Raw genomic sequence first — 20,515 nt, 5'->3', positions numbered from 1 at the left:
TGTGCGACGTGTGGTGATCCGGCCGGTTCCGGCCCAGGTGAAAGGGGTCGGGCTGCCGCCCGGCCGCTACGGCAGGTAACCTCCAGCTCATGTCCCGCCATGTCGCGATCGTCACCGATTCAACGGCCTACCTGCCGCCGCTGACGATGGAGCGCCACGGCATCACGGCGGTGCCATTGACCGTGGTCCTCGGCGACCGGGCACTCGAAGAGGGCACCGAGATCTCCACCCGCTCGCTGGCCCAGGCCCTGCAGAAGCGCCGCCCGGTCACCACCTCGCGCCCCAGCCCTCAGCTCTTCGCGGAGACCTACCGCAAGGTCGCCGAGTCCGGCGCCACCGGCATCGTCTCCCTCCACCTCTCCGCCGAACTCTCGGGCACCTACGACGCGGCGGTCGTCGCCGCGCGTGAGGCACCGGTGCCGGTGCGGGTAGTGGACACCGGCATGGTCGCGATGGCGCTCGGCTTCTGCGCACTCGCCGCGGCCGAGACGGCGGAGGCGGGCGGCACGATGGACGAGGCGGTCACGGCCGCGGAGAAGCGGGCCGCCGGCACCTCCGCCTACTTCTACGTCGACACCCTCGACTATCTGCGCCGGGGCGGCCGTATCGGCGCCGCACAGGCCCTGTTGGGCTCCGCGCTCGCCGTGAAGCCGCTGCTCCAGCTGGAGGGCGGGCGCATCGAACTCCTGGAGAAGGTCCGGACGGCGTCCAAGGCGATCGCCCGCCTTGAGGAGCTCGCGGCGGACCGGGCGGGCAGTGCGCAGGTCGACATCGCCGTCCACCATCTCTCCGCCCCCGAGCGGGCGTCGGCTCTCGCGGACCGGTTGCGGGCGCGGGTGCCCGGACTGGCCGATCTGCATGTGAGTGAGGTCGGGGCGGTGATCGGGGCGCATACCGGGCCTGGGTTGTTGGGGGCTGTGGTTTCGCCGCGGTGAGGGGCTTTGTCGGAGCGAGTGCTGCCGGGGTCGGGGCTTGTCCGGGGTGGGGTTCGACAGGCCGGCTTTCGCGGTGGAGGCGCGTGAGGGCCGGTGTCTTGGCCGGTGCCTTGGGCGGGTGCCGCTCGTTCGGGTGACGGAGTTATCCACAACTGGGCGGTCGTCCCCGGGAATTGACCAAGATCATCGCGAAGTCGCGGAATGTCCGATCCTCGGCGCATGGCACTTCGATCACGCTCACACACAGCGACTGCGACCAGCGGCCCCGGCCGCGCCCCGACCTCCGACGGCCGGACCCGGCATCGCCGCGCGCCCGCACGGGGTCGGGCACATCGTCAGGCTTCGGCGGAGGAGCTTCGGCGACGGGCGGAACTGCTCTTCGGCGAACCTGGTGAACGTGCCGGGGAGCGGGAGGAATTGGGGCATGGGCCGCCGGGCGGAGGCGGGAGCAGGGGTGAGGCTGTAGAGCCTCCTGTTCTGCCGGTGGCTGAGGCGAGGGGGCAGGCTGCTTCGCCTGTGCTGCCCGTGCCGCCTGTGGTCAGGGCGGCGGGGCTTCGTTCTCCTGCGCCTGCGGATGCTGGTCCGTGGACTGCTCGGGAGCCGGAGCTGGAGCCGGAGCCGGAGCCGGAGCTGGAGCCGGAGCCGCGGGTGGTCCGGGTGGGTTCGCCGGTGCGTGTTGCCCTGGAGCCGGATGGTTTCTCGTACGCCGGAGGGGCCGAAGTGGCCGGTGCCGCTGGGGAGTTCAGCGGCACCGGCGAGGTCGACGGCAGGCGGGATCACGCGGCGGGGGCCTGGCGGGAGCGGGTCGGGGCGGCTCTGCGGGAGCGGATGCCGGTGTGGGTGCAGACGCGGTGTGGGCTGGAGCGGCGGAACGTGGTCGCGCTCGGTGTCCTGCTCGTCGTGGCCGCGGTCTTCGCCGTGCAGCACTTCTGGGTGGGCCGGACCCAGCCCGTGCGTGCTCCGGAGGTGGTGGGGGCGGCGGCTCCCTATGGAGATGGGGATGGGGATGGGGTTGGAAGCAGGGGCGGGGCTGCGGGGAAGGGTGCCGAGCCGCGTGCCTCGTCGGTCGGAGCGCGGGGTGCTTCGGGTGCGGCCGGTACTGAGATCGTCGTGGACGTCAGCGGCAAGGTCCGGGAGCCCGGGGTCCATCGGCTTCCGGCCGGTTCGCGGGTGACCGATGCGTTGCGGGCGGCGGGTGGGGTACGTCCGGGCACCAACACCGACGGGCTCAACCGGGCTCGTTTCCTCGTGGACGGGGAGCAGATCGTCGTCGGCGGTCCGGCGCCCGCGGCGGTGCCCGGTGCGGGCGGCGCGAACACGGCGGGGGCGGTCGGCTCGGCTGCGGGCGCCGCCGCTCCGACCGCTCCGGTCTCCCTCAACACGGCCACCGCGGACCAGCTCAACACCCTGCCCGGCGTGGGCCCGGTGCTGGCACAGCACATCATCGACTACCGCACCCAGCACGGCGGTTTCCGCTCGGTGGACGAGCTGCGCCAGGTCAACGGCATCGGCGACCGCCGCTTCGCCGATCTGCGGGACCTGGTCCAGCCATGACCCACGTCCACGACGATCAGCCCGAGCCCGCGCCGCCCCGCCGTCCCGCACAGGACGACGTCCCCTCGCCGCCCCGCCGAACCGTGCACGCCGACTCCGGCAGTCGGCGGGGTGCCGCACACCCCCAACAGGAAGGACCGACGGACCTACGACTCGTACCGCCCGCGCTCGCGGCCTGGGCCACGGCGGCACTGGCGCTGGACACGTCGCCGGCCTGGGTCACAGGAGTCGCCGTCGCCTCGCTGACCGTGGCGCTCGTGCTGCTGCTGGTGACGCGGCGGCGGGACAGGGCAGGGGCAGATGCCGGCCACACCCGGTCACAGCCGGACGCCGACCTCTTACGGGAAGGCGTTTCACCGGAAGGCGTTCGCCCCGCACGCTCATGGCGGCGGGCCGCATGGCCCCGGGTCTCCATCGCCGCCCTGCTCCTTTCCATCGCCGCGGCCGCGGCCTCCGCCGGGCTGCACGGGGCGGATCTGCGGCGTGGGCCGGTGCCCGAGCTGGCGCGGGAGTACGCGACCGTGACCGCGGAGGTGGAGGTCGGTTCCGATCCGCGGCTGACCCGGCCCCGGGTCAGCGGGGATCACGCGGCTCCGGTCTCCGTGCTGGTCGACGCCGAGGTGCGGCGGGTCGAGGAGTTGGACGGGACGGTCGTGGAGACACGGGCGCCGGTGCTGTTGATCGTCGACCCGGGGTCGTCCTCCAAGGGAGGGGGCCGGGCACGGGGTTCCGGTGGTGGGCCGGAGCGTTCGCCCTGGCTCGGGCTGCTTCCGTCGACGCGGGTGAGGGTGACCGCGCGGTTGGCGCCCTCGCTGACGGGCGGGGACCGGGTCGCGGCCGTGCTGCGGGTACGGAACCAGCCGGTGCCGGAGGTGGTGGGGGAGCCGTCCGGAGCGCAGCGGTTCGCTGGGCGGCTGCGGGCCGGGTTGCGTGCGGCGACCGACGGGTTGCCGGCGGACGCGCGGGCGTTGCTGCCGGGGCTGGTCGTCGGGGACACCGCGCGGATCACACCCGAGTTGGACGAGGCCTTCAAGGAGACGGACCTCGCTCACACCCTCGCCGTCTCCGGAAGCAACCTCACCATCCTGCTCGCCCTCCTCATCGGACCACCCGGCCTCGCCCAGCACATCGAACGCCGGGGTCTGGCACCGCGGTTGGGCATCTCCCTCCGGGCGACCGCACTGCTCGGCGGGGTGCTCACGCTCGGGTTCGTCGTTGTGTGCCGCCCCGACCCGAGCGTGCTGCGGGCCGCGGCCTGCGGCGCCGTCGCGCTGCTCGCCCTGGCTACCGGGCGCCGCAGATCACTGATCCCGGCGCTGGCGACGGCCGTACTGCTCCTAGTGCTCTACGACCCCTGGCTGGCCCGCAGTTACGGCTTCCTGCTCTCCGTGCTGGCCACCGGTGCCCTGCTCACGCTCGCGCCGCGCTGGTGCGAGACGCTGCGCCGGCACCGGGTTCCGCCGCGGCTGGCCGAGGCGCTGGCCGCCGCTGCCGCCGCGCAGGCGTTGTGCGCGCCGGTCGTGGCCGTGCTGTCGGCGCGGGTCAGTCTGGTGGCGGTGCCGTGCAATCTGCTCGCGGAGATCGCCGTCGCACCGGCCACGGTGCTGGGCTTCGCGGCGCTGGCGGCGGCACCGGTGGCGATGCCGGTGGCCAAGGTCCTTGCCTGGGGCGCGAGTTGGCCCGCCGGGTGGATCGCGGACGTCGCCCGGACCGGCGCGGCGCTGCCCGGTGGGGGAGTGGACTGGCCGGGCAGCTGGACCGGGGCGCTGCTGCTCGCCCTTGCTGTCGCGGCCCTGGTGCTGGTCGGGCGGCGGCTGTTGAGGCACCCGTGGTTGTGCGGTGTCTGCGGGTTGTCGCTACTGCTGATCGTGATGGCGCCGGCGCCGTTGACCCGGGTGATCACGGGATGGCCGCCGCCGGGTTGGAAATTCGCGATGTGTGATGTCGGGCAAGGTGACGCGACGGTCCTCGCGGCGGGCAAGGGCACCGGCGTGGTCGTCGACGCCGGACCCGATCCGAAGCTGGTCGACCAGTGCCTGCGCACGCTCGGCATCACGAGGATCCCGCTCGTCGTTCTCACCCACTTCCACGCCGACCACGTGGCGGGGTTGCCCGGGGTGCTGCGGGGCCGCTCGGTGGGCGCGATCGAGACGACGTCCTTCGAAGAGCCCGCGGACCAGGTCGAGTCCGTACGGAGAGCGGCGGCGGAACGGCACATCCCGATCACCCGGGCCGTAGCCGGGGAACAGCGCCGCACCGGCCCGCTGTCCTGGCAGGTGCTGTGGCCCCCACCGCGCCCGGCACCGGACCCGGACGGGCCGAACGACGCGAGCGTCGCCCTGCTGGTACGGACGGCCGGGCTGCGGATGCTGCTGCTCGGGGACCTCGAACCCCCGGCCCAGCAGGAGCTGTTGAGGTCACCGGCGGCAGCGTTGCTGGGAGGCGTGGACGTTCTCAAAGTCGCCCATCATGGCTCTGCTTTTCAAGATCCGGAGCTGATACGCAGGGTGGCCCCGCGGCTGGCGTTGATCTCCTGTGGAGAGAACAACACCTATGGGCACCCCGCCCCCAGCACGGTCGCGGCGCTGCGGGCCATAGGTGCGGTGGTCCTCCGGACGGACGTGGACGGGGCGTTGGCGGTGAGTGGGGAAGGAGACGGGCTGCGGGTGGCGCGAGACTGAAGGCATGAATCCCGCACAGGTTGATGCCTATCTCCGCCGGCTGGGAGTCCAGCACCCGGCGTCGCCCACCGCCGATGTCCTGCGCGAGCTGCATCTGTGCCATCTGCGGACCGTGCCGTTCGAGAACCTGTCGATCCATCTGGGAGAGGAGATCGTGCTGGAGGAGGACCGGCTGCTGGACAAGGTGGTGGGCGCGGGCAGGGGCGGGTTCTGCTACGAACTGAACGGACTGTTCGGCGCGTTGCTCACCGCGCTGGGCTTCGACGTCACGCTGCTCGCGGCACGGGTGTACGGGGACGAGGGGCGGACGGGGATTCCCTACGACCATCTCGCGCTGCGGGTGCGGACGGAGGACGGGGATGCGTGGCTGGCCGACGTGGGGTTCGGGACGCACAGTCACTATCCGCTGGCCTTCGAGGAGCGGGGTGAACAGGAGGATCCCGGCGGCACGTTCAGGGTCGTCGCGTCCGGGCCTGATGCGGCCGGGGTTCGGGGCGGGGTGTCCGGAGCGGGAGCGGGAGCGGTTTCGAGGGAGGCGACCGACCTGGACGTGGTGCGGAACGGAAGGCCCGAGTACCGCCTGGAGGTGCGGCCCCGGGTGCTCGGTGACTTCGTGGTCGGAGCGTGGTGGCACAGCACGTCACCGGCCTCGCACTTCACCCGGTCCCTGGTCTGTTCACGGCTCCTGGAGGACGGCGGGAGGATCACACTCGCCGGCCGGACCCTCACGGCGACCAGTGGGGAGGGGACGCGGGACGTACGTGAACTGGCCACGGACGAGGAGGTGTTGGGGGTGTACCGGGAGCGGTTCGGGATCGAGTTGGGGTCGGTTCCGGAGGTACGGGGGACTGGGGGGAAAATGTCCCCGTGAGCGATGTGAGACATGTGCTGGTGCTGCCCGATCGTGACGCGGCTCAGGAGGCGGCGGAGGTGCTCGGGGAGCGGTTCGCGCTCGATGAGGAACCCCGGCTGGTGCGGGATGCGCTGGCCGGTGAGGACGATGCCGAGGACGCGCAGTGGCTGCTCGTTCTGCGGGACGAGGACGGGCGGCTCGATCCCGCGGAGCTGGACGCGTTCGCGGGGGAGTGGGACGGCTGGCGCGAGGAGCCGTAGCAGTGGCCGATCCGCTGCCGGACTCGCACCCCCGTACCCGCGCCTTGCCCACCGCGCACGCTGCCTACCGCGCCTTGCCCACCGCGCACGCCTTGCACCGCGCACGCCTTGCACCGCGCACGCCTTGCACCGCGCACGCCGTCCACCCGCACCCGCACCCGCACCCGCACCGGTGCAGACGTAAGGCACCGGCACCCCCACCCGCCCCGGCACGTGGCACGCGGGACGCGGGACGCGTTGTCAGTGGCGCGTGCGATGCTTTACGGGATGGCCAGGAAGACTGCGAATGACGACCCTCTCGCCCCGGTGACGCTTGCCGTGGGCCAGGAGGACCTCCTGCTCGACCGTGCCGTGCGGGAGGTGGTGGCCGCTGCTCGGGCCTCCGACGCCGACACGGACGTACGTGACCTGACTTCGGACCAGCTGCAGCCCGGCACGCTCGCCGAGTTGACCAGCCCGTCGCTCTTCGCGGAGCGCAAGGTCGTGGTCGTACGCAATGCGCAGGATCTGTCCGCGGACACGATCAAGGACGTGAAGGCGTATCTCGGTGCGCCCGCCGAGGAGATCACGCTGGTGCTGTTGCACGCCGGCGGGGTCAAGGGCAAGGGGCTGCTCGATGCCGCGCGCAAGGCGGGGGCGCGGGAGGTGGCCTGCCCGAAGATGACGAAGCCGGCGGACCGGCTGGCGTTCGTGCGGGGTGAGTTCCGGGCGACCGGGAGATCCGCCACGCCGGAGGCCTGCCAGGCGCTGGTCGACTCCCTCGGCAGTGATCTGCGGGAACTGGCGTCCGCCGTCTCCCAGTTGGTCGCCGATATCGAGGGGACCATCGACGAGGCGGTCGTCGGGCGGTACTACACGGGGCGGGCCGAGGCGTCGAGCTTCACGGTCGCGGACCGGGCCGTGGAAGGGCGGGCGGCGGAGGCGCTGGAGGCGTTGCGGTGGTCGTTGTCCACCGGGGTGGCGCCGGTGCTGATCACCAGCGCGCTGGCGCAGGGGGTGCGGGCGATCGGGAAGCTGTCGTCCGCGCGTGGGGGGCGGCCGGCGGATCTGGCGCGTGAGCTGGGGATGCCGCCGTGGAAGATCGACCGGGTACGGCAGCAGATGCGGGGGTGGACACCGGACGCGGTCTCCGTCGCGCTGCGGGCGGTGGCCGAGGCGGACGCGGGAGTGAAGGGCGGGGGGGACGATCCGGAGTACGCGTTGGAGAAGGCGGTCGTCGCGATCGCCCGGGCCGCTCGGTCCCGGGGCCAGGCCTGACCCCGGCTCTGCCTCAACTCGCAGGCGGCGTAAGCGCCCTGGGAAACAGCAATGCCCCCGAAGTGGGTCCGGGGGCACTGTACGTGGCGTGGCGACCACGATGTCTGTCCGTGAATCGAGGTAGAGGGCTCGACGTTGTCCTCACGGTGGATTGCTACTGGTCCGGTCCGCGCGAGCGCGGGCCGAGGCAAGTGCGGAGGATCAGCCCTTGAGCGCGGTGACCTTGGAAGCAAGCGCCGACTTCTTGTTGGCGGCCTGGTTCTTGTGGATGACGCCCTTCGCGACGGCCTTGTCGAGCTGACGCGCGGCAGCGCGCTGGTACTCGGTGGCCTTCTCGACGTCACCCGCGGCAGCGGCTTCGCGGGCCTTGCGGATCGCGGTCTTCAGGGAGGACTTGACGGCCTTGTTGCGCAGTCGAGCCTTCTCGTTGGTCTTGATCCGCTTGATCTGGGACTTGATGTTCGCCACGAATGAGCCTTTGCAGGTTCTGGCACGGGGCCGCAAGGGTCCCGGACCGATGATTTTCCTTGGGGTGCGCCTCGCACCGAGCGGAGATACCGGTCAGGGATGAGGCACAGCCACCCAGGCTACCAGCCGCCCACCGGCCCACCCAAACCGGTCGCCGGGGGCCCATCGGTTACCGTCCCGCACCCTCCCAAACCGGACCGCACCTCCCGCGCGTGGGACGATGGAAGCTACGTATCGATCCGACCCGAGACCGCAGACACTGCGGACGCCTCAAGAATCAGGACCCTGCGTGCCCGCGATCCCCAGCCATGTGCCCGAGCCGAGCCGTACCGACCCGGCGCTGATCCGCAACTTCTGCATCATCGCGCACATCGACCATGGCAAGTCCACGCTCGCCGACCGGATGCTCCAGCTGACCGGAGTGGTCGACCAGCGGCAGATGCGTGCTCAGTACCTCGACCGCATGGACATCGAGCGCGAGCGCGGCATCACGATCAAGTCCCAGGCGGTGCGTCTGCCCTGGGCCCCCACCGAAGGGGCCGACAGCGGCAGTACCCACATCCTCAACATGATCGACACCCCGGGACACGTCGACTTCACGTACGAGGTCTCGCGGTCGCTCGCCGCCTGCGAGGGCACCGTGCTGCTCGTGGACGCCGCCCAGGGCATCGAGGCCCAGACCCTCGCCAACCTCTACCTGGCGATGGAGAACGACCTCACGATCATCCCCGTACTGAACAAGATCGACCTGCCGGCCGCGCAGCCCGAGAAGTTCGCCGAGGAGCTGGCCAACCTCGTCGGGTGCGACCCCGACGACGTGCTGCGGGTGTCCGCGAAGACCGGTATCGGTGTCGACGCGCTGCTGAACAAGGTCGTCAAGGAGATCCCGGCGCCGGTCGGGAACGCGGACGCGCCCGCCCGCGCCATGATCTTCGACTCGGTCTACGACTCCTACCGCGGTGTCGTGACGTACATCAGGGTCATCGACGGACAGCTCACCAAGCGCGAGAAGATCCGGATGATGTCCACGAACGCCACGCACGAGCTGCTGGAGATCGGGACGAACTCGCCGGAGATGCTCGGCGCCGACGGCCTCGGGGTCGGCGAGGTCGGCTATCTGATCACCGGGGTGAAGGACGTCCGCCAGTCCAAGGTCGGTGACACGATCACCACCCTGCACAAGGGCGCGACCGAGGCGCTCGGCGGGTACAAGGACCCCAAGCCGATGGTCTTCTCGGGCCTGTATCCGCTGGACGGTTCCGACTACCCGGAGCTGCGCGAGGCCCTCGACAAGCTCCAGCTCAACGACGCCGCGCTCGTCTACGAGCCGGAGACCTCGGCGGCGCTCGGCTTCGGCTTCCGCGTCGGCTTCCTCGGGCTGCTGCACCTGGACGTGATCCGGGAGCGGCTGGAGCGCGAGTTCGGGCTCGACCTCATCGCCACCGCGCCGAACGTGGTGTACCGGGTCGAGATGGAGGACGGCAGCGAGCACGTCGTCACCAACCCGAGCGAGTTCCCCGAGGGGAAGATCGACAAGGTCTACGAACCCGTCGTGCGCGCGACGATCCTCGCGCCGTCGGAGTTCATCGGCGCGATCATGGAGCTGTGCCAGACCCGGCGCGGCACCCTGCTCGGCATGGACTACCTCTCCGAGGACCGCGTCGAGATCCGCTACACGCTCCCCCTCGCGGAGATCGTCTTCGACTTCTTCGACCAGCTGAAGTCCAAGACCCGCGGCTATGCCTCGCTCGACTACGAGCCCACCGGCGAGGTGACGTCCAGCCTGGTCAAGGTCGACATCCTGCTGCACGGCGACAAGGTGGACGCCTTCTCGGCGATCACACACAAGGACGCGGCGTACGCGTACGGCGTGCGGCTGGTCGCCAAGCTGCGGGAACTCATCCCGCGGCAGGCCTTCGAGGTGCCCATCCAGGCCGCCATCGGCTCCCGGGTCATCGCCCGCGAGACCATCCGCGCCATCCGCAAGGACGTCCTCGCCAAGTGCTACGGCGGTGACATCTCCCGTAAGCGGAAGCTGCTGGAGAAGCAGAAGGAGGGCAAGAAGCGGATGAAGATGGTGGGTTCCGTGGAGGTTCCCCAGGAGGCCTTCATCGCGGTGCTGTCCAGCGACGACAGCGGCGGCGGAGCCAAGGGCAAGAAGTAGGCGGCGCCGAGTGCGGGAAGTAGCGACCCCGTACACCGAAATTTCGGACGACAGCCAGACGATTCACAGGGCCCGTTGCGTTTCGGCGCCGCGGGCCCTATGTCTTGGCTCTGTACGAAGTGGTCATGGCGCTGTTCGAAGTGACCGTCCACCGCCCCTTACGCACCGGCCGGTCGCGGCTTACTCTGATCACTGCTCGATAGTTACTCGCGAGTTAAACAACAGCCACAAGAGCCACCAGCCGCATTGAGTCAACCGCCGCAGCAATGAGCCAGTGACCGCACTGTCGCGGGCCCCGGAGGATGTCGTGAGCGACACACAGACCCTGATCGAGAACCGTCCGCCGTCCGTGGCGGGCCTCTTCCTGGAGCGCGTGGCGGCCACGCCGGATGCCGAGGCCTACCGCTACCCGGTGCCTGCGGCCTCCGGTGCGGGCCCCGACGAGTGGAAGTCGCTGACCTGGGCGCAGGCCGCCGAGCAGGTCTTCGCGATCGCGGCCGGTCTGATCGAACTGGGCGTACAGCCCGAGGAGCGCGTCGCGCTCGCCTCCGCCACCCGCGTCGAGTGGATCCTCGCCGACCTGGGCATCCTGTGCGCCGGCGCCGCCACGACCACGGTGTACCCGCAGACCAACGCCGACGAGTCGACCTTCATCCTCGCCGACTCCGGCAGCAGGGTCCTCATCGCGGAGGACGCGGCCCAGCTCGCCAAGGCGCGGGAGAAGCGCGCCGACCTGCCCGAGCTGACGCATGTCGTGGTCATCGACCCGACGGGTGTGGAAACCGACGAGACCGGCGACTGGGTGCTCACCCTCGCCGAGCTGGAGCAGCGCGGCGCCGCGTACCTGGAGAAGAACCCGGACCTGATCAAGGAGCGGGTCGCGGCCATCACCAAGGACCAGCTCGCGACGATCATCTACACCTCGGGAACGACCGGCCGCCCCAAGGGAGTTCGCCTCCCTCACGACAACTGGTCCTACCTCGCCAAGGCCATCGCCGCGACCGGCCTGCTCGGCCCGGACGACGTGCAGTACCTCTGGCTGCCGCTCGCGCACGTCTTCGGCAAGGTGCTCACCTCCGGGCACATCGAGATCGGTCACGTCACCGCCGTGGACGGCCGGGTCGACAAGATCATCGAGAACCTGCCGGTCGTACAGCCGACGTACATGGCGGCCGTCCCGCGCATCTTCGAGAAGGTCTACAACGGGGTCGCGGCCAAGGCACGCGCGGGCGGCGCCTCCAAGTACAAGATCTTCCAGTGGGCCGCCGAGGTCGCGCGCGAGTACGCCAAGGTCACCCAGGACAACTTCCGCCGCACCGGCACGGCCAGCGCGCCCTTCGGCCTCGCCGCCAAGCACAAGGTCGCCGACGCGCTGGTCTACGCGAAGATCCGCGAGGCCTTCGGCGGCAAGCTGCGCGCCTGCGTCTCCGGCTCGGCCGCCCTCGCGCCCGACATCGGCTACTTCTTCGCGGGCGCCGGCATCCACATCCTGGAGGGCTACGGCCTGACCGAGTCCTCCGCGGCCTCCTTCGTGAACCCCGGCGAGGCCTACCGCACCGGCACGGTCGGCAAGCCGCTGCCCGGCACGGAGGTGCGCATCGCGGACGACGGCGAGATCCTGCTGCGCGGCCCCGGCATCATGGAGGGCTACCACGGCCTGCCCGAGAAGACCGCCGAGGTCCTGGAGTCCGACGGCTGGTTCCACACCGGCGACATCGGCGAACTGTCCCCCGACGGCTACCTCCGCATCACGGACCGCAAGAAGGACCTGATCAAGACCTCCGGCGGCAAGTACATCGCGCCCGCCGAGGTCGAGGGCCAGTTCAAGGCCGTCTGCCCCTACGTCTCCAACATCCTGGTGCACGGCGCCGACCGGAACTTCTGCACCGCCCTCATCTCCCTCGACGAACCCTCCATCCTGGAATGGGCCAAGGAGAACGACCTCGCGGGCAAGTCCTACGCCGAGGTCGTGGCCGCCCCCGCGACGGTCGCCATGGTCGAGGCCTACGTCAAGGAACTCAACGAGGGCCTCCAGCGCTGGCAGACCATCAAGAAGTTCCGCCTCCTCCCGCGCGACCTCGACGTGGAACACGGCGAGATCACCCCGAGCCTCAAGCTGAAGCGCCCGGTGGTGGAACGCGAGTACAAGCACCTGATCGACGAGATGTACGCGGGTTCGCGAGAGGCCTAGCCATTCGGTGGGGGCAGGGCCAACCCCCTAGGGGCGCGGGGAACTGCGCGCCCAGCCCCCACCGAACGCGCACGAACCCACTCACCTGACCCAGGGCCTAACGCCGCCGCATATCCCGAACCAGCTGCCCCATCTCCCGCACCTGATCCCGAAGTTCCCCCACCTCGTCAACCGTGCTCGCAGCCATCCGCGCCTCAACCTCCTTGAGCCGCAACGCCAGTTCATCGAACTGCCCCTGCTCCCGCGCCAGCATCCGCTCCAACAACTGGTTCTTACGGTGCAGTTCGAGAAACACGCTCACCTTGGCCCGCAACACCCAGGGATCGAACGGCTTGGTCAAGTAGTCGGCGGCACCAGTGGCATACCCCCGGAACGCATACCCCGCATCCGCGTCCGTCCCGGTCAGAAAGATGATCGGCACGTCCTTGGTCTGATCGAGCCGCTTGATGTTCGCCGCGGTCTCGAACCCGTCCATGCCCGGCATCCGAATGTCCAGCAGAACCACCGCGAACCGCTGCCGCAGCAGCGCCTTCATCGCCTCCTCGCCCGAACGAGCCCGTACCAACGGCTCGTTGAGGGACCCCAGGACGGCCTCCAGCGCGACCAGGTTGTCCTCCATGTCGTCGACCAGGAGGATGCCGGCACTTTCGTCGGTCGTTGCCTCAGCGCTCATGATGACTGTGCCTCACTCAGTCGTCGGCGGTGCCGCCGTCTCCCCTGAAGTACCCGGATCCGCCACCGTGATGTCCTCGGACGCGGCGCCGGCCTCGCCCTCGGGATCCAGCAGCGCGCAGACGACCGTCAGCAACTGATCGACATCCACCGGCTTCGGTACGTAGTCGTTGGCGCCCCGGGCGATGGACTTCTCCCGGTCGCCCGGCATCGCCTTCGCGGTGAGCGCGACGATGGGCAGCCCGGTCCAGCGCGGGGCGCGGCGGATGGCGGCGATGGTCTCGTACCCGTCCATCTCCGGCATCATGATGTCCATCAGCACGAGTTCGACGTCCGGGTTGCGCTCCAGCGTCTCGATGCCCTCGCGGCCGTTCTCCGCGTACAGCACCGGCATCCCGACCCGCCCCAGGACGTGGGTGAGCGCGAAGACGTTGCGGATGTCGTCGTCCACGATCAACACCCGCCGCCCGGGCAGCACTTGACCTGCTCGCCCGGCCTTCCACGCCTCCAGCTTGGTGGGCGTCGGCCACGAGTCGTCCACCTCGGTCGAGGTGTACGTCTCGCTGGACAACTGCTCGGCCAGCAGCGGCAGTTCGCGGTCCTCGGTGAGCGGCGCGCCGCCCGCCGCGTGCCCGGGGCTGACGACGGGGACGTAGAGAGTGAAGGTGGACCCCCGTCCCGGCTCGCTCTCGGCGACGATACGGCCGCCCAACAGGCCAGCGATCTCACGGCTGATGGACAACCCCAGCCCCGTACCGCCGTACTTGCGGTTGGTCGTGCCGTCGGCCTGCTGGAACGCCTCGAAGATCACCGGGAGTTTCTCGGCGGCGATCCCGATCCCGGTGTCGGAGACGGCGAACACGATGACCTCGTCGCTGTCGTCGCAGTAGCGGTGCTCGGGGTCCTTGACCCGGTTGACGCGGAGTTCGACGCGGCCCTTCGCGGTGAACTTGATGGCGTTGGACAGCAGGTTGCGCAGGATCTGCTGGAGCCGCTGCTCGTCCGACCACAGCTCGCGCGGTACGTCCTCGCCGACCGACACCTCGAAGGAGAGCCCCCGGTCCAGGGTGAGCGGGCGGAACGTGGCGTGGACGTAGTCGAGGAGCTTGATGAGCGGGAGCCGTTTCGGGCGTACGTCCATCCGGCCGGCCTCGATCTTCGACAGGTCGAGGATGTCGTTGATGAGCTGGAGGAGGTCCGAGCCGGAGCGGTGGATCGTGGTCGCGAACTGCACCTCCTGCTCGGAGAGCCGGCCGTCCGGGTTGTCGGAGAGCAGCCGGGCCAGGATCAGCAGGGAGTTGAGCGGGGTGCGCAGCTCATGGCTCATGTTCGCCAGGAACTCCGACTTGTACTGGGAGCTGGTGGCCAACAGGGCTGCCTTCTCCTCCAGTTCGGCGTTCGAGCGCTGCAACTCGGCCTGCTGCTTCTGGAGTTCGTCCGAACGTTCCTGCAACTGCATGGCCAGCCGCTGGGACTGGCCGAGCAGGGACTCCGTACGGGAGTTGGCGATGATGGTGTTGATCGCGACGCCGATGGTGTTCACGAACTGGTCGAAGAAGGCCAGGTGGACATCGGAGAAGCGGGAGAACGAGGCCAGTTCGATCACGCCGAGGAGCTTGTCCTCGAAGATGATCGGGATGATGACCACGCTCGCCGGGGCGGCTTCGCCGAGCCCGCTGTTGATCTTGATGTAGTCCGGCGGCGCCTCCTCCACCAGGATCCGCTTCTTCTCCCGCGCCGCCTGCCGCACCAGACCGTGCACCGGCATGGCGCCCGTGTCCACGGTCGCGGCCTGCGCCGACCCGTACCCGGCGATGAAGGCAAGTCCCTTGGCGGGGATGGCCGTTCGCAGACTGTCCTCGTCGGGATCGGCCAGGAAGAACGCCCCGTACTGCGCGTTCACCAGCGGCGTCAGCTCGCGCAGGATCAGGTCGGCGACCTCCATCAGGTCCCGGTGCCCCTGCATCAGCGCGGCGAGGCGGGCCAGGTTGGACTCCAGCCAGTCCTTCGCGCGGGTCGTCTCGCGGAGGTTGGCCACCATCAGGTTGATGTTGTCCTTCAGCTCGGTGACCTCGCCCTGGGTCTCCACCGTGATCGAGCGGGACATGTCGCCCTGCGCCACCGCCGAGGCCACCTCGGCGATCGCACGGACCTGCGTGGTGAGGTTCAGCGCGAGTTCGTTCACGTTGGTCGTCAGGCGCTTCCAGGTGCCGTAGACGCCCTCCACCCGTGCCTGGCCGCCGAGTTGGCCCTCGGAACCGACCTCGCGGGCCACGCGGGTGACCTCGGACGAGAAGGACGACAGCGTGTCGACCATCGTGTTGATGGTGGTCTTCAGCTCCAGGATCTCGCCGCGCGCGTCCACGTCGATCTTCTTCGACAGGTCGCCCTGCGCCACCGCCGTCGCGACCTGCGCGATGTTCCGCACCTGCGAAGTCAGGTTGTCGGCCATGTAGTTGACGTTGTCGGTCAGGTCGGCCCAGACCCCGGAGACGCCCAACACCTGGGCGCGGCCGCCGAGTCGGCCGTCGGTGCCGACCTCGCGGGCCACCCGGGTCACCTCGTCGGCGAAGGCGCGCAGCTGCTCCACCATCGTGTTGACGGTGTCCTTGAGTTCGAGGATCTCGCCGCGCGCGTCGACGGTGATCTTCTTCGACAGGTCGCCGTTGGCCACGGCGGTGGTCACCTGCGCGATGTTCCGCACCTGTGAAGTCAGGTTCAGGGCCATGAAGTTGACGTTGTCCGTGAGGTCCTTCCAGACCCCGGACACGCCCCGCACCTGCGCCTGACCGCCGAGGTTCCCTTCCGTGCCGACCTCGCGGGCCACGCGTGTGACCTCGTCGGCGAAGGCGGAGAGCTGGTCGACCATCGTGTTGATGGTGGACTTCAGCTCCAGGATCTCGCCCTTGGCCTCCACCGTGATCTTCTTGCCGAGGTCGCCCTGCGCGACGGCGGTCGACACGAGGGCGATGTTCCTGACCTGTGAAGTCAGGTTGTCCGCCATGAAGTTGACGTTGTCGGTGAGGTCCTTCCAGACGCCGCTCACGCCCCGCACTTGAGCGCGTCCGCCCAAGTTGCCCTCGGTGCCGACCTCGCGGGCCACGCGTGTGACCTCGTCGGCGAAGGCGGAGAGCTGGTCCACCATCGTGTTGATGGTCGACTTCAGTTCCAGGATCTCGCCCTGCGCGTCGACGGTGATCTTCTGTGACAGGTCGCCGTTCGCCACCGCGGTGGTCACCTGGGCGATGTTCCGTACCTGTGAAGTCAGGTTCGACGCCATGAAGTTGACGTTGTCGGTGAGGTCCTTCCAGACGCCGGACACGCCCCGCACCTGCGCGCGTCCGCCCAACTGCCCCTCGGTGCCCACCTCTCGGGCGACGCGCGTCACCTCGTCCGCGAAGGCCGACAGTTGGTCGACCATCGTGTTCACGGTGAGCTTGAGTTCGAGCAGCTCACCGGTCGCCTCGACGGTGACCGTCCGCGTGAGGTCGCCGCGCGCCACCGCCGTGGTGACGAGGGCGATGTCCCGCACCTGCGCGGTCAGCCGGGAGGCCATCGTGTTGACCGCCTCGGTCACATCGCGCCAACTCCCGGACAGCCGCGTCACCTTGGCCCGGCCGCCGAGTCTGCCCTCGGTGCCGACCTCGCGGGCCACCCGGGTCACCTCGCCGGTGAACAGGGAGAGTTGGTCCACCATCTTGTTCACGGCCCGGCCCAGATGCCGTAGGTCACCGCGCAACTGCCTGCTGCCGTCGTGCAGATCGACCCGCTGGGTCAGATCGCCGCCCGCCACCGCGTCCAGCACCCGGGTCGCGTTGGCGGCCGGGGCGACCAGGGCGTCGAGGAGCTGGTTGACGTCGTTGACGCGGGAGGTCCAGCCGCCCTGGCCGGGGCTGGCCGAGAGGCGTTCGTCGAGACGGCCGTGGCGGATCAGCTCCCGTTTGACGCGCTGCGTCTCGGAGTTGAAGTGGGTGCTGCGGTCCATGATCTGGTTGAAGACGGCGGTGAGTTCGGCCACCATGCCGTGGCCCGTCTCCGGCGCCTTCGTGAAGTCGCCGTCGCGGGCGGCCGTCATCACGGCCAGCAGTGGTCGGAGATCGGATGCTCGAATCCAGTCGTCTTTGTGACCGACTTCGAGCACACGCGTAGCACTGTTCTCACTCATGGTGGCCCACTTCGGTGACTCGGCGCTTATGGCCGCGGTCAGTCTGTCACTCTGTCCGCATCGATCGAGGCGTATTCGTCCGAACTGCTCGGGGAGCTGCGCATGGGGGCCATACCGACGCAACGGGAGACCACCTGGCGTGCTCCCGATGCGCCCGCGCACCACGGCGCGGACCGGCGTACGACGGTGCGCGCCACGCTCTCCGGCAGCCCCCTCGCGCCCGGTTCCGCCCGCGGTCTGGTGCGCGCGGCGCTCCGCGAGTGGACCGAACTCGGCCTGCCCGGCACCGAGAAGCTCACCGACCGGCTGGCCGACGACGCGATGGTGGTCGTCAGCGAACTCGTCACCAACGCCGTCGTGCACGCGGGCACGGACGTCGAGCTGGTGTGCCGCCTTGAGGAGACCGACTCGATCGTCGTCGAGGTCGCCGACCACCACCCCTCCCGCGCCCCGCGCGACAACAGCGCCGAACCGGCTTACGAGACACCGGAGTTCGGCCGCGGCCTGCGCCTCGTCTCCACCCTCGCCGAGGCCTGGGGCGTCACCTACCGCACCGGCGTCAAGACGGTTTGGGCCCGGCTGCCCGCCGAAGGCACCGCAGCGGCCGAGGAGTTGGAGACGTACGCCGGTGAACGCGGCCTGCGCGTGGCCGAGATCCTCGCCCCCGAACCCCAACGCGCCGAACGCGACCGGGACTGGCTGGGCCGCGGCGCCCTCTCCTTCCTCGCCGAGGCCTCCGACCTCCTCGCCGGACAGCTCGACGAGGACCTCGTCGCCGCGCTCGCCGGACAGCTGATCGTGCCGCGGCTGGCCGACTGGTGCGCCGTATGGCTGGAGGACGAGGCGATGGGCCGCGGCGGCGGCTGGGGCGAGGGCACCAGCGCCGGGCCGCGCCTCGCCCGCGTCTGGCACGGCAGCGAGAACCGCATCGAGGAACTGCGCGCCGCCCTGGAGAAGGACCCGCCCCGCCCGCCGGACACCCTGCGGCCCGTGTCCTACCCCTGGCCCGCCGACGCGCTGGGCCCGCACGGCACCCACGGCGCGGCACTGTCGTACCGCCTCATCGCGGGCGGCCGCCCGCTCGGCACGCTCGTCATCGGCCGCTCGGGACTGCCGCGCTTCCCCGACGAGGTCACCGGCCTGGTCGAGGACCTCAGCCGCCGCGTCGCGCTCGCGATCGGCGCGGCCCGCCAGTACGCCCGCCAGGCCACCATCAGCCGCGTCCTCCAGCGCGGCCTGCTGCCCGGCGCCGTAGCCGAGATCCCTGGGGTACACAGCGCCCTCGTCTACGAACCCTGCGACAAGGGCGGCCCCAGCGGCGACTTCTACGACCTGTTCCCGGCCGGCGACGGCCGCTGGTGCTTCGCCCTCGGCGACGTCCAGGGCAAGGGCCCCGAGGCAGCCGTAGTGATCGGCCTCGCCCGCCCCTGGCTACGCCTCCTCGCCCGCGAGGGCTACGGCGTGGCCGACGTCCTCGACCGCCTCAACCAGCTCCTCCTCGACGACGCCACCGAGGCCGCCGACGCGGCCGCCCACGCGCTCGTGGCCGCGGGCGGCATGCCGGGCCCGGTCGGCGACGGCCCCCGCTTCCTCTCCCTCCTCTACGGCGAGCTGGTCCCCTTCGACGGCGGCGTCCACTGCACCCTCGCCTCCGCCGGACACCCGCTGCCGCTGCTCCTCGGCCCGGACGGCAGCGTCGGTACGGCGGCCCGCCCGCAGACCCTCCTCGGGGTCATCGAGGACGTGACGTACACCAGCGAGACCTTCGAACTCCGGCCCGGCGACAGCCTGTTGTGCGTCACGGACGGGGTGACCGAGCGGCGCTCCGGTTCGGTCCAGTTCGACGACGGCGACGGGCTGGCGACCGCGCTGGCCGGGTGCGCGGGGCTGAGCGCCGAGCTGATCGCGGAGCGGATCAAACGCCTGGTGCACGAGTTCGGCGGCCGCCCGCCGGAGGACGACATGGCGCTGCTGGTGCTCCAGGCCGAGTGATCCTCGCCGGTGCTGGACAATGGAGGACATGCCTTCCGCACTCCCCGACGGCGATCCCGTCCCCGAAGACGGCTCCCTGCCCGCACAGGCGCTCGCCGGGGCCGCCGACCGCCCCCTCGGGTTCTACCTGCACGTCCCGTACTGCGCGACCCGCTGCGGCTACTGCGACTTCAACACCTACACGGCGACCGAGCTGCGCGGCACGGGCGGAGTGCTGGCCTCCCGCGACAACTACGCGGACACCCTGATCGACGAGGTCCGCCTGGCCCGCAAGGTCCTCGGCGACGACCCCCGCCAGGTCCGCACGGTCTTCGTCGGCGGCGGCACGCCCACGCTGCTCGCGGCGGGCGATCTCGTCCGGATGCTGGGCGCGATCCGGGACGAGTTCGGCCTGGCACCGGACGCGGAGATCACGACGGAGGCGAACCCGGAGTCGGTGGACCCCGCCTACCTCGCGGCCCTCCGCGACGGCGGCTTCAACCGCGTCTCCTTCGGCATGCAGAGCGCGAAACAGCACGTACTGAAGGTGCTGGACCGCACCCACACCCCCGGCCGCCCCGAGGCCTGCGTCGCGGAGGCCCGCGCGGCCGGCTTCGACCACGTCAACCTCGACCTGATCTACGGCACCCCCGGAGAGACGGACGACGACTGGCGCGCGTCCCTCGACTCCGCCCTCGGCGCCGGCCCCGACCACATCAGCGCCTACGCCCTGATCGTCGAGGAGGGCACCCAGCTCGCCCGCCGCATCCGCCGCGGCGAGGTCCCCATGACGGACGACGACGTCCACGCCGACCGCTACCTCATCGCCGACGAGGTCATGTCGGCGGCGGGCTTCGACTGGTACGAGGTGTCCAACTGGGCGACGTCGAATTCCGGCCGTTGTCTCCACAACGAGCTCTACTGGCGCGGCGCCGACTGGTGGGGCGCGGGCCCCGGAGCGCACTCGCACGTCGGCGGGGTCCGGTGGTGGAACGTGAAGCACCCGGGCGCGTACGCGGGCGCGCTGGCGGCGGGCCGCTCACCGGGCGCGGGCCGGGAGATCCTCTCCGCTGAGGACCGCCGGGTGGAACGGATCCTGCTGGAGCTGCGGCTCCGCGAGGGCGCCCCCCTGGACCTGCTCCGGCCGGAGGGGCTCGCGGCGTCGCGCCGGGCGCTGGGGGAGGGGCTGCTGGAGGCGGGGCCGTACAACGAGGGGCGTGCGGTGCTCACCCTGCGGGGGCGGTTGTTGGCGGATGCGGTGGTGCGGGACCTGGTGGACTGATCACTCGGGGGAGTGAACCGGGGCGGGAGGCGGATTCGGTCACTGATCCACTTTCCTAGGCT

13 protein-coding genes are annotated in these 20,515 nt (G+C 70.5%); 10 read left to right on the top strand and 3 right to left on the bottom strand.

Translation table 11 applies throughout. From position 1 onward, the window contains the following. Positions 1–89 precede the first annotated feature (89 nt). From R2B38_RS12360 to holA, 6 genes are all read left to right on the top strand, one after another. Positions 90–935 carry a DegV family protein gene (locus R2B38_RS12360; protein ID WP_318016281.1) on the top strand — a complete coding sequence of 282 codons (846 nt, stop codon included), beginning with the start codon at positions 90–92 and terminating at the stop codon, positions 933–935. Between the two features lie 372 nt (positions 936–1,307). Beyond that, positions 1,308–2,489, top strand: coding sequence for a helix-hairpin-helix domain-containing protein (locus R2B38_RS12355; protein ID WP_411978567.1), 1,182 nt, complete (start codon positions 1,308–1,310; stop codon positions 2,487–2,489). Next, positions 2,486–5,170: a ComEC/Rec2 family competence protein gene (locus R2B38_RS12350; RefSeq protein WP_411978441.1), complete on the top strand. Its 2,685-nt coding sequence runs from the start codon at positions 2,486–2,488 to the stop codon at positions 5,168–5,170. The genes R2B38_RS12355 and R2B38_RS12350 overlap by 4 nt, the downstream gene beginning before the upstream one ends. A gap of 4 nt (positions 5,171–5,174) precedes the next feature. Further along, entirely contained in the window at positions 5,175–6,041 is an 867-nt protein-coding gene (locus tag R2B38_RS12345; RefSeq protein WP_318016279.1) for an arylamine N-acetyltransferase, read from the top strand. Then, positions 6,038–6,283: a hypothetical protein gene (locus R2B38_RS12340; protein ID WP_033285933.1), complete on the top strand. Its 246-nt coding sequence runs from the start codon at positions 6,038–6,040 to the stop codon at positions 6,281–6,283. Before R2B38_RS12345 ends, R2B38_RS12340 begins: the two co-directional genes overlap by 4 nt. Before the next feature lie 267 nt (positions 6,284–6,550). Beyond that, positions 6,551–7,540, top strand: coding sequence for a DNA polymerase III subunit delta (gene holA / locus R2B38_RS12335; protein WP_199811127.1), 990 nt, complete (start codon positions 6,551–6,553; stop codon positions 7,538–7,540). Between the two features lie 201 nt (positions 7,541–7,741). Here holA and rpsT read toward each other — a convergent pair whose 3' ends face one another. Further along, positions 7,742–8,008, bottom strand: coding sequence for a 30S ribosomal protein S20 (gene rpsT / locus R2B38_RS12330; protein ID WP_043676462.1), 267 nt, complete (start codon positions 8,006–8,008; stop codon positions 7,742–7,744). Between the two features lie 289 nt (positions 8,009–8,297). Here rpsT and lepA point away from each other — a divergent pair, with 289 nt between their 5' ends. Beyond that, positions 8,298–10,172: a translation elongation factor 4 gene (gene lepA, locus R2B38_RS12325; protein WP_318016278.1), complete on the top strand. Its 1,875-nt coding sequence runs from the start codon at positions 8,298–8,300 to the stop codon at positions 10,170–10,172. Positions 10,173–10,479: 307 nt separating this feature from the next. After that, positions 10,480–12,363 carry an AMP-dependent synthetase/ligase gene (locus R2B38_RS12320; protein ID WP_318016277.1) on the top strand — a complete coding sequence of 628 codons (1,884 nt, stop codon included), beginning with the start codon at positions 10,480–10,482 and terminating at the stop codon, positions 12,361–12,363. 97 nt (positions 12,364–12,460) lie between these two features. Here R2B38_RS12320 and R2B38_RS12315 read toward each other — a convergent pair whose 3' ends face one another. Continuing rightward, on the bottom strand, positions 12,461–13,036 hold the full coding sequence (locus R2B38_RS12315) for a two-component system response regulator (protein WP_318016276.1): 576 nt from the start codon (positions 13,034–13,036) through the stop codon (positions 12,461–12,463). Positions 13,037–13,048: 12 nt separating this feature from the next. Beyond that, a complete protein-coding gene (locus R2B38_RS12310) occupies positions 13,049–17,200 on the bottom strand; it encodes a HAMP domain-containing protein (protein WP_318016275.1) in 4,152 nt (1,383 codons plus the stop codon). 102 nt (positions 17,201–17,302) lie between these two features. On the opposite strand from R2B38_RS12310, the gene R2B38_RS12305 reads away from it, so the two are divergent. Next, a complete protein-coding gene (locus tag R2B38_RS12305) occupies positions 17,303–19,192 on the top strand; it encodes a SpoIIE family protein phosphatase (protein WP_318016274.1) in 1,890 nt (629 codons plus the stop codon). Between the two features lie 28 nt (positions 19,193–19,220). After that, a complete protein-coding gene (gene hemW / locus R2B38_RS12300; protein WP_318016273.1) occupies positions 19,221–20,453 on the top strand; it encodes a radical SAM family heme chaperone HemW in 1,233 nt (410 codons plus the stop codon). Positions 20,454–20,515: the final 62 nt, after the last annotated feature.

This window comes from Streptomyces sp. N50 (assembly GCF_033335955.1).
Classification (GTDB): Bacteria; Actinomycetota; Actinomycetes; order Streptomycetales; family Streptomycetaceae; genus Streptomyces.
This window is presented reverse-complemented; position numbering and strand designations above follow the sequence as displayed.

Coding starts and splice junctions, on each gene's coding strand:
- R2B38_RS12360 (WP_318016281.1), top strand. CDS start 90: ATGTCCCGCCATGTCGCGATCGTCACCGATTCAACGGCCTACCTGCCG.
- R2B38_RS12350 (WP_411978441.1), top strand. CDS start 2,486: ATGACCCACGTCCACGACGATCAGCCCGAGCCCGCGCCGCCCCGCCGT.
- R2B38_RS12345 (WP_318016279.1), top strand. CDS start 5,175: ATGAATCCCGCACAGGTTGATGCCTATCTCCGCCGGCTGGGAGTCCAG.
- holA (WP_199811127.1), top strand. CDS start 6,551: ATGGCCAGGAAGACTGCGAATGACGACCCTCTCGCCCCGGTGACGCTT.
- R2B38_RS12315 (WP_318016276.1), bottom strand. CDS start 13,036: ATGAGCGCTGAGGCAACGACCGACGAAAGTGCCGGCATCCTCCTGGTC.
- R2B38_RS12310 (WP_318016275.1), bottom strand. CDS start 17,200: ATGAGTGAGAACAGTGCTACGCGTGTGCTCGAAGTCGGTCACAAAGAC.
- R2B38_RS12305 (WP_318016274.1), top strand. CDS start 17,303: ATGGGGGCCATACCGACGCAACGGGAGACCACCTGGCGTGCTCCCGAT.
- hemW (WP_318016273.1), top strand. CDS start 19,221: ATGCCTTCCGCACTCCCCGACGGCGATCCCGTCCCCGAAGACGGCTCC.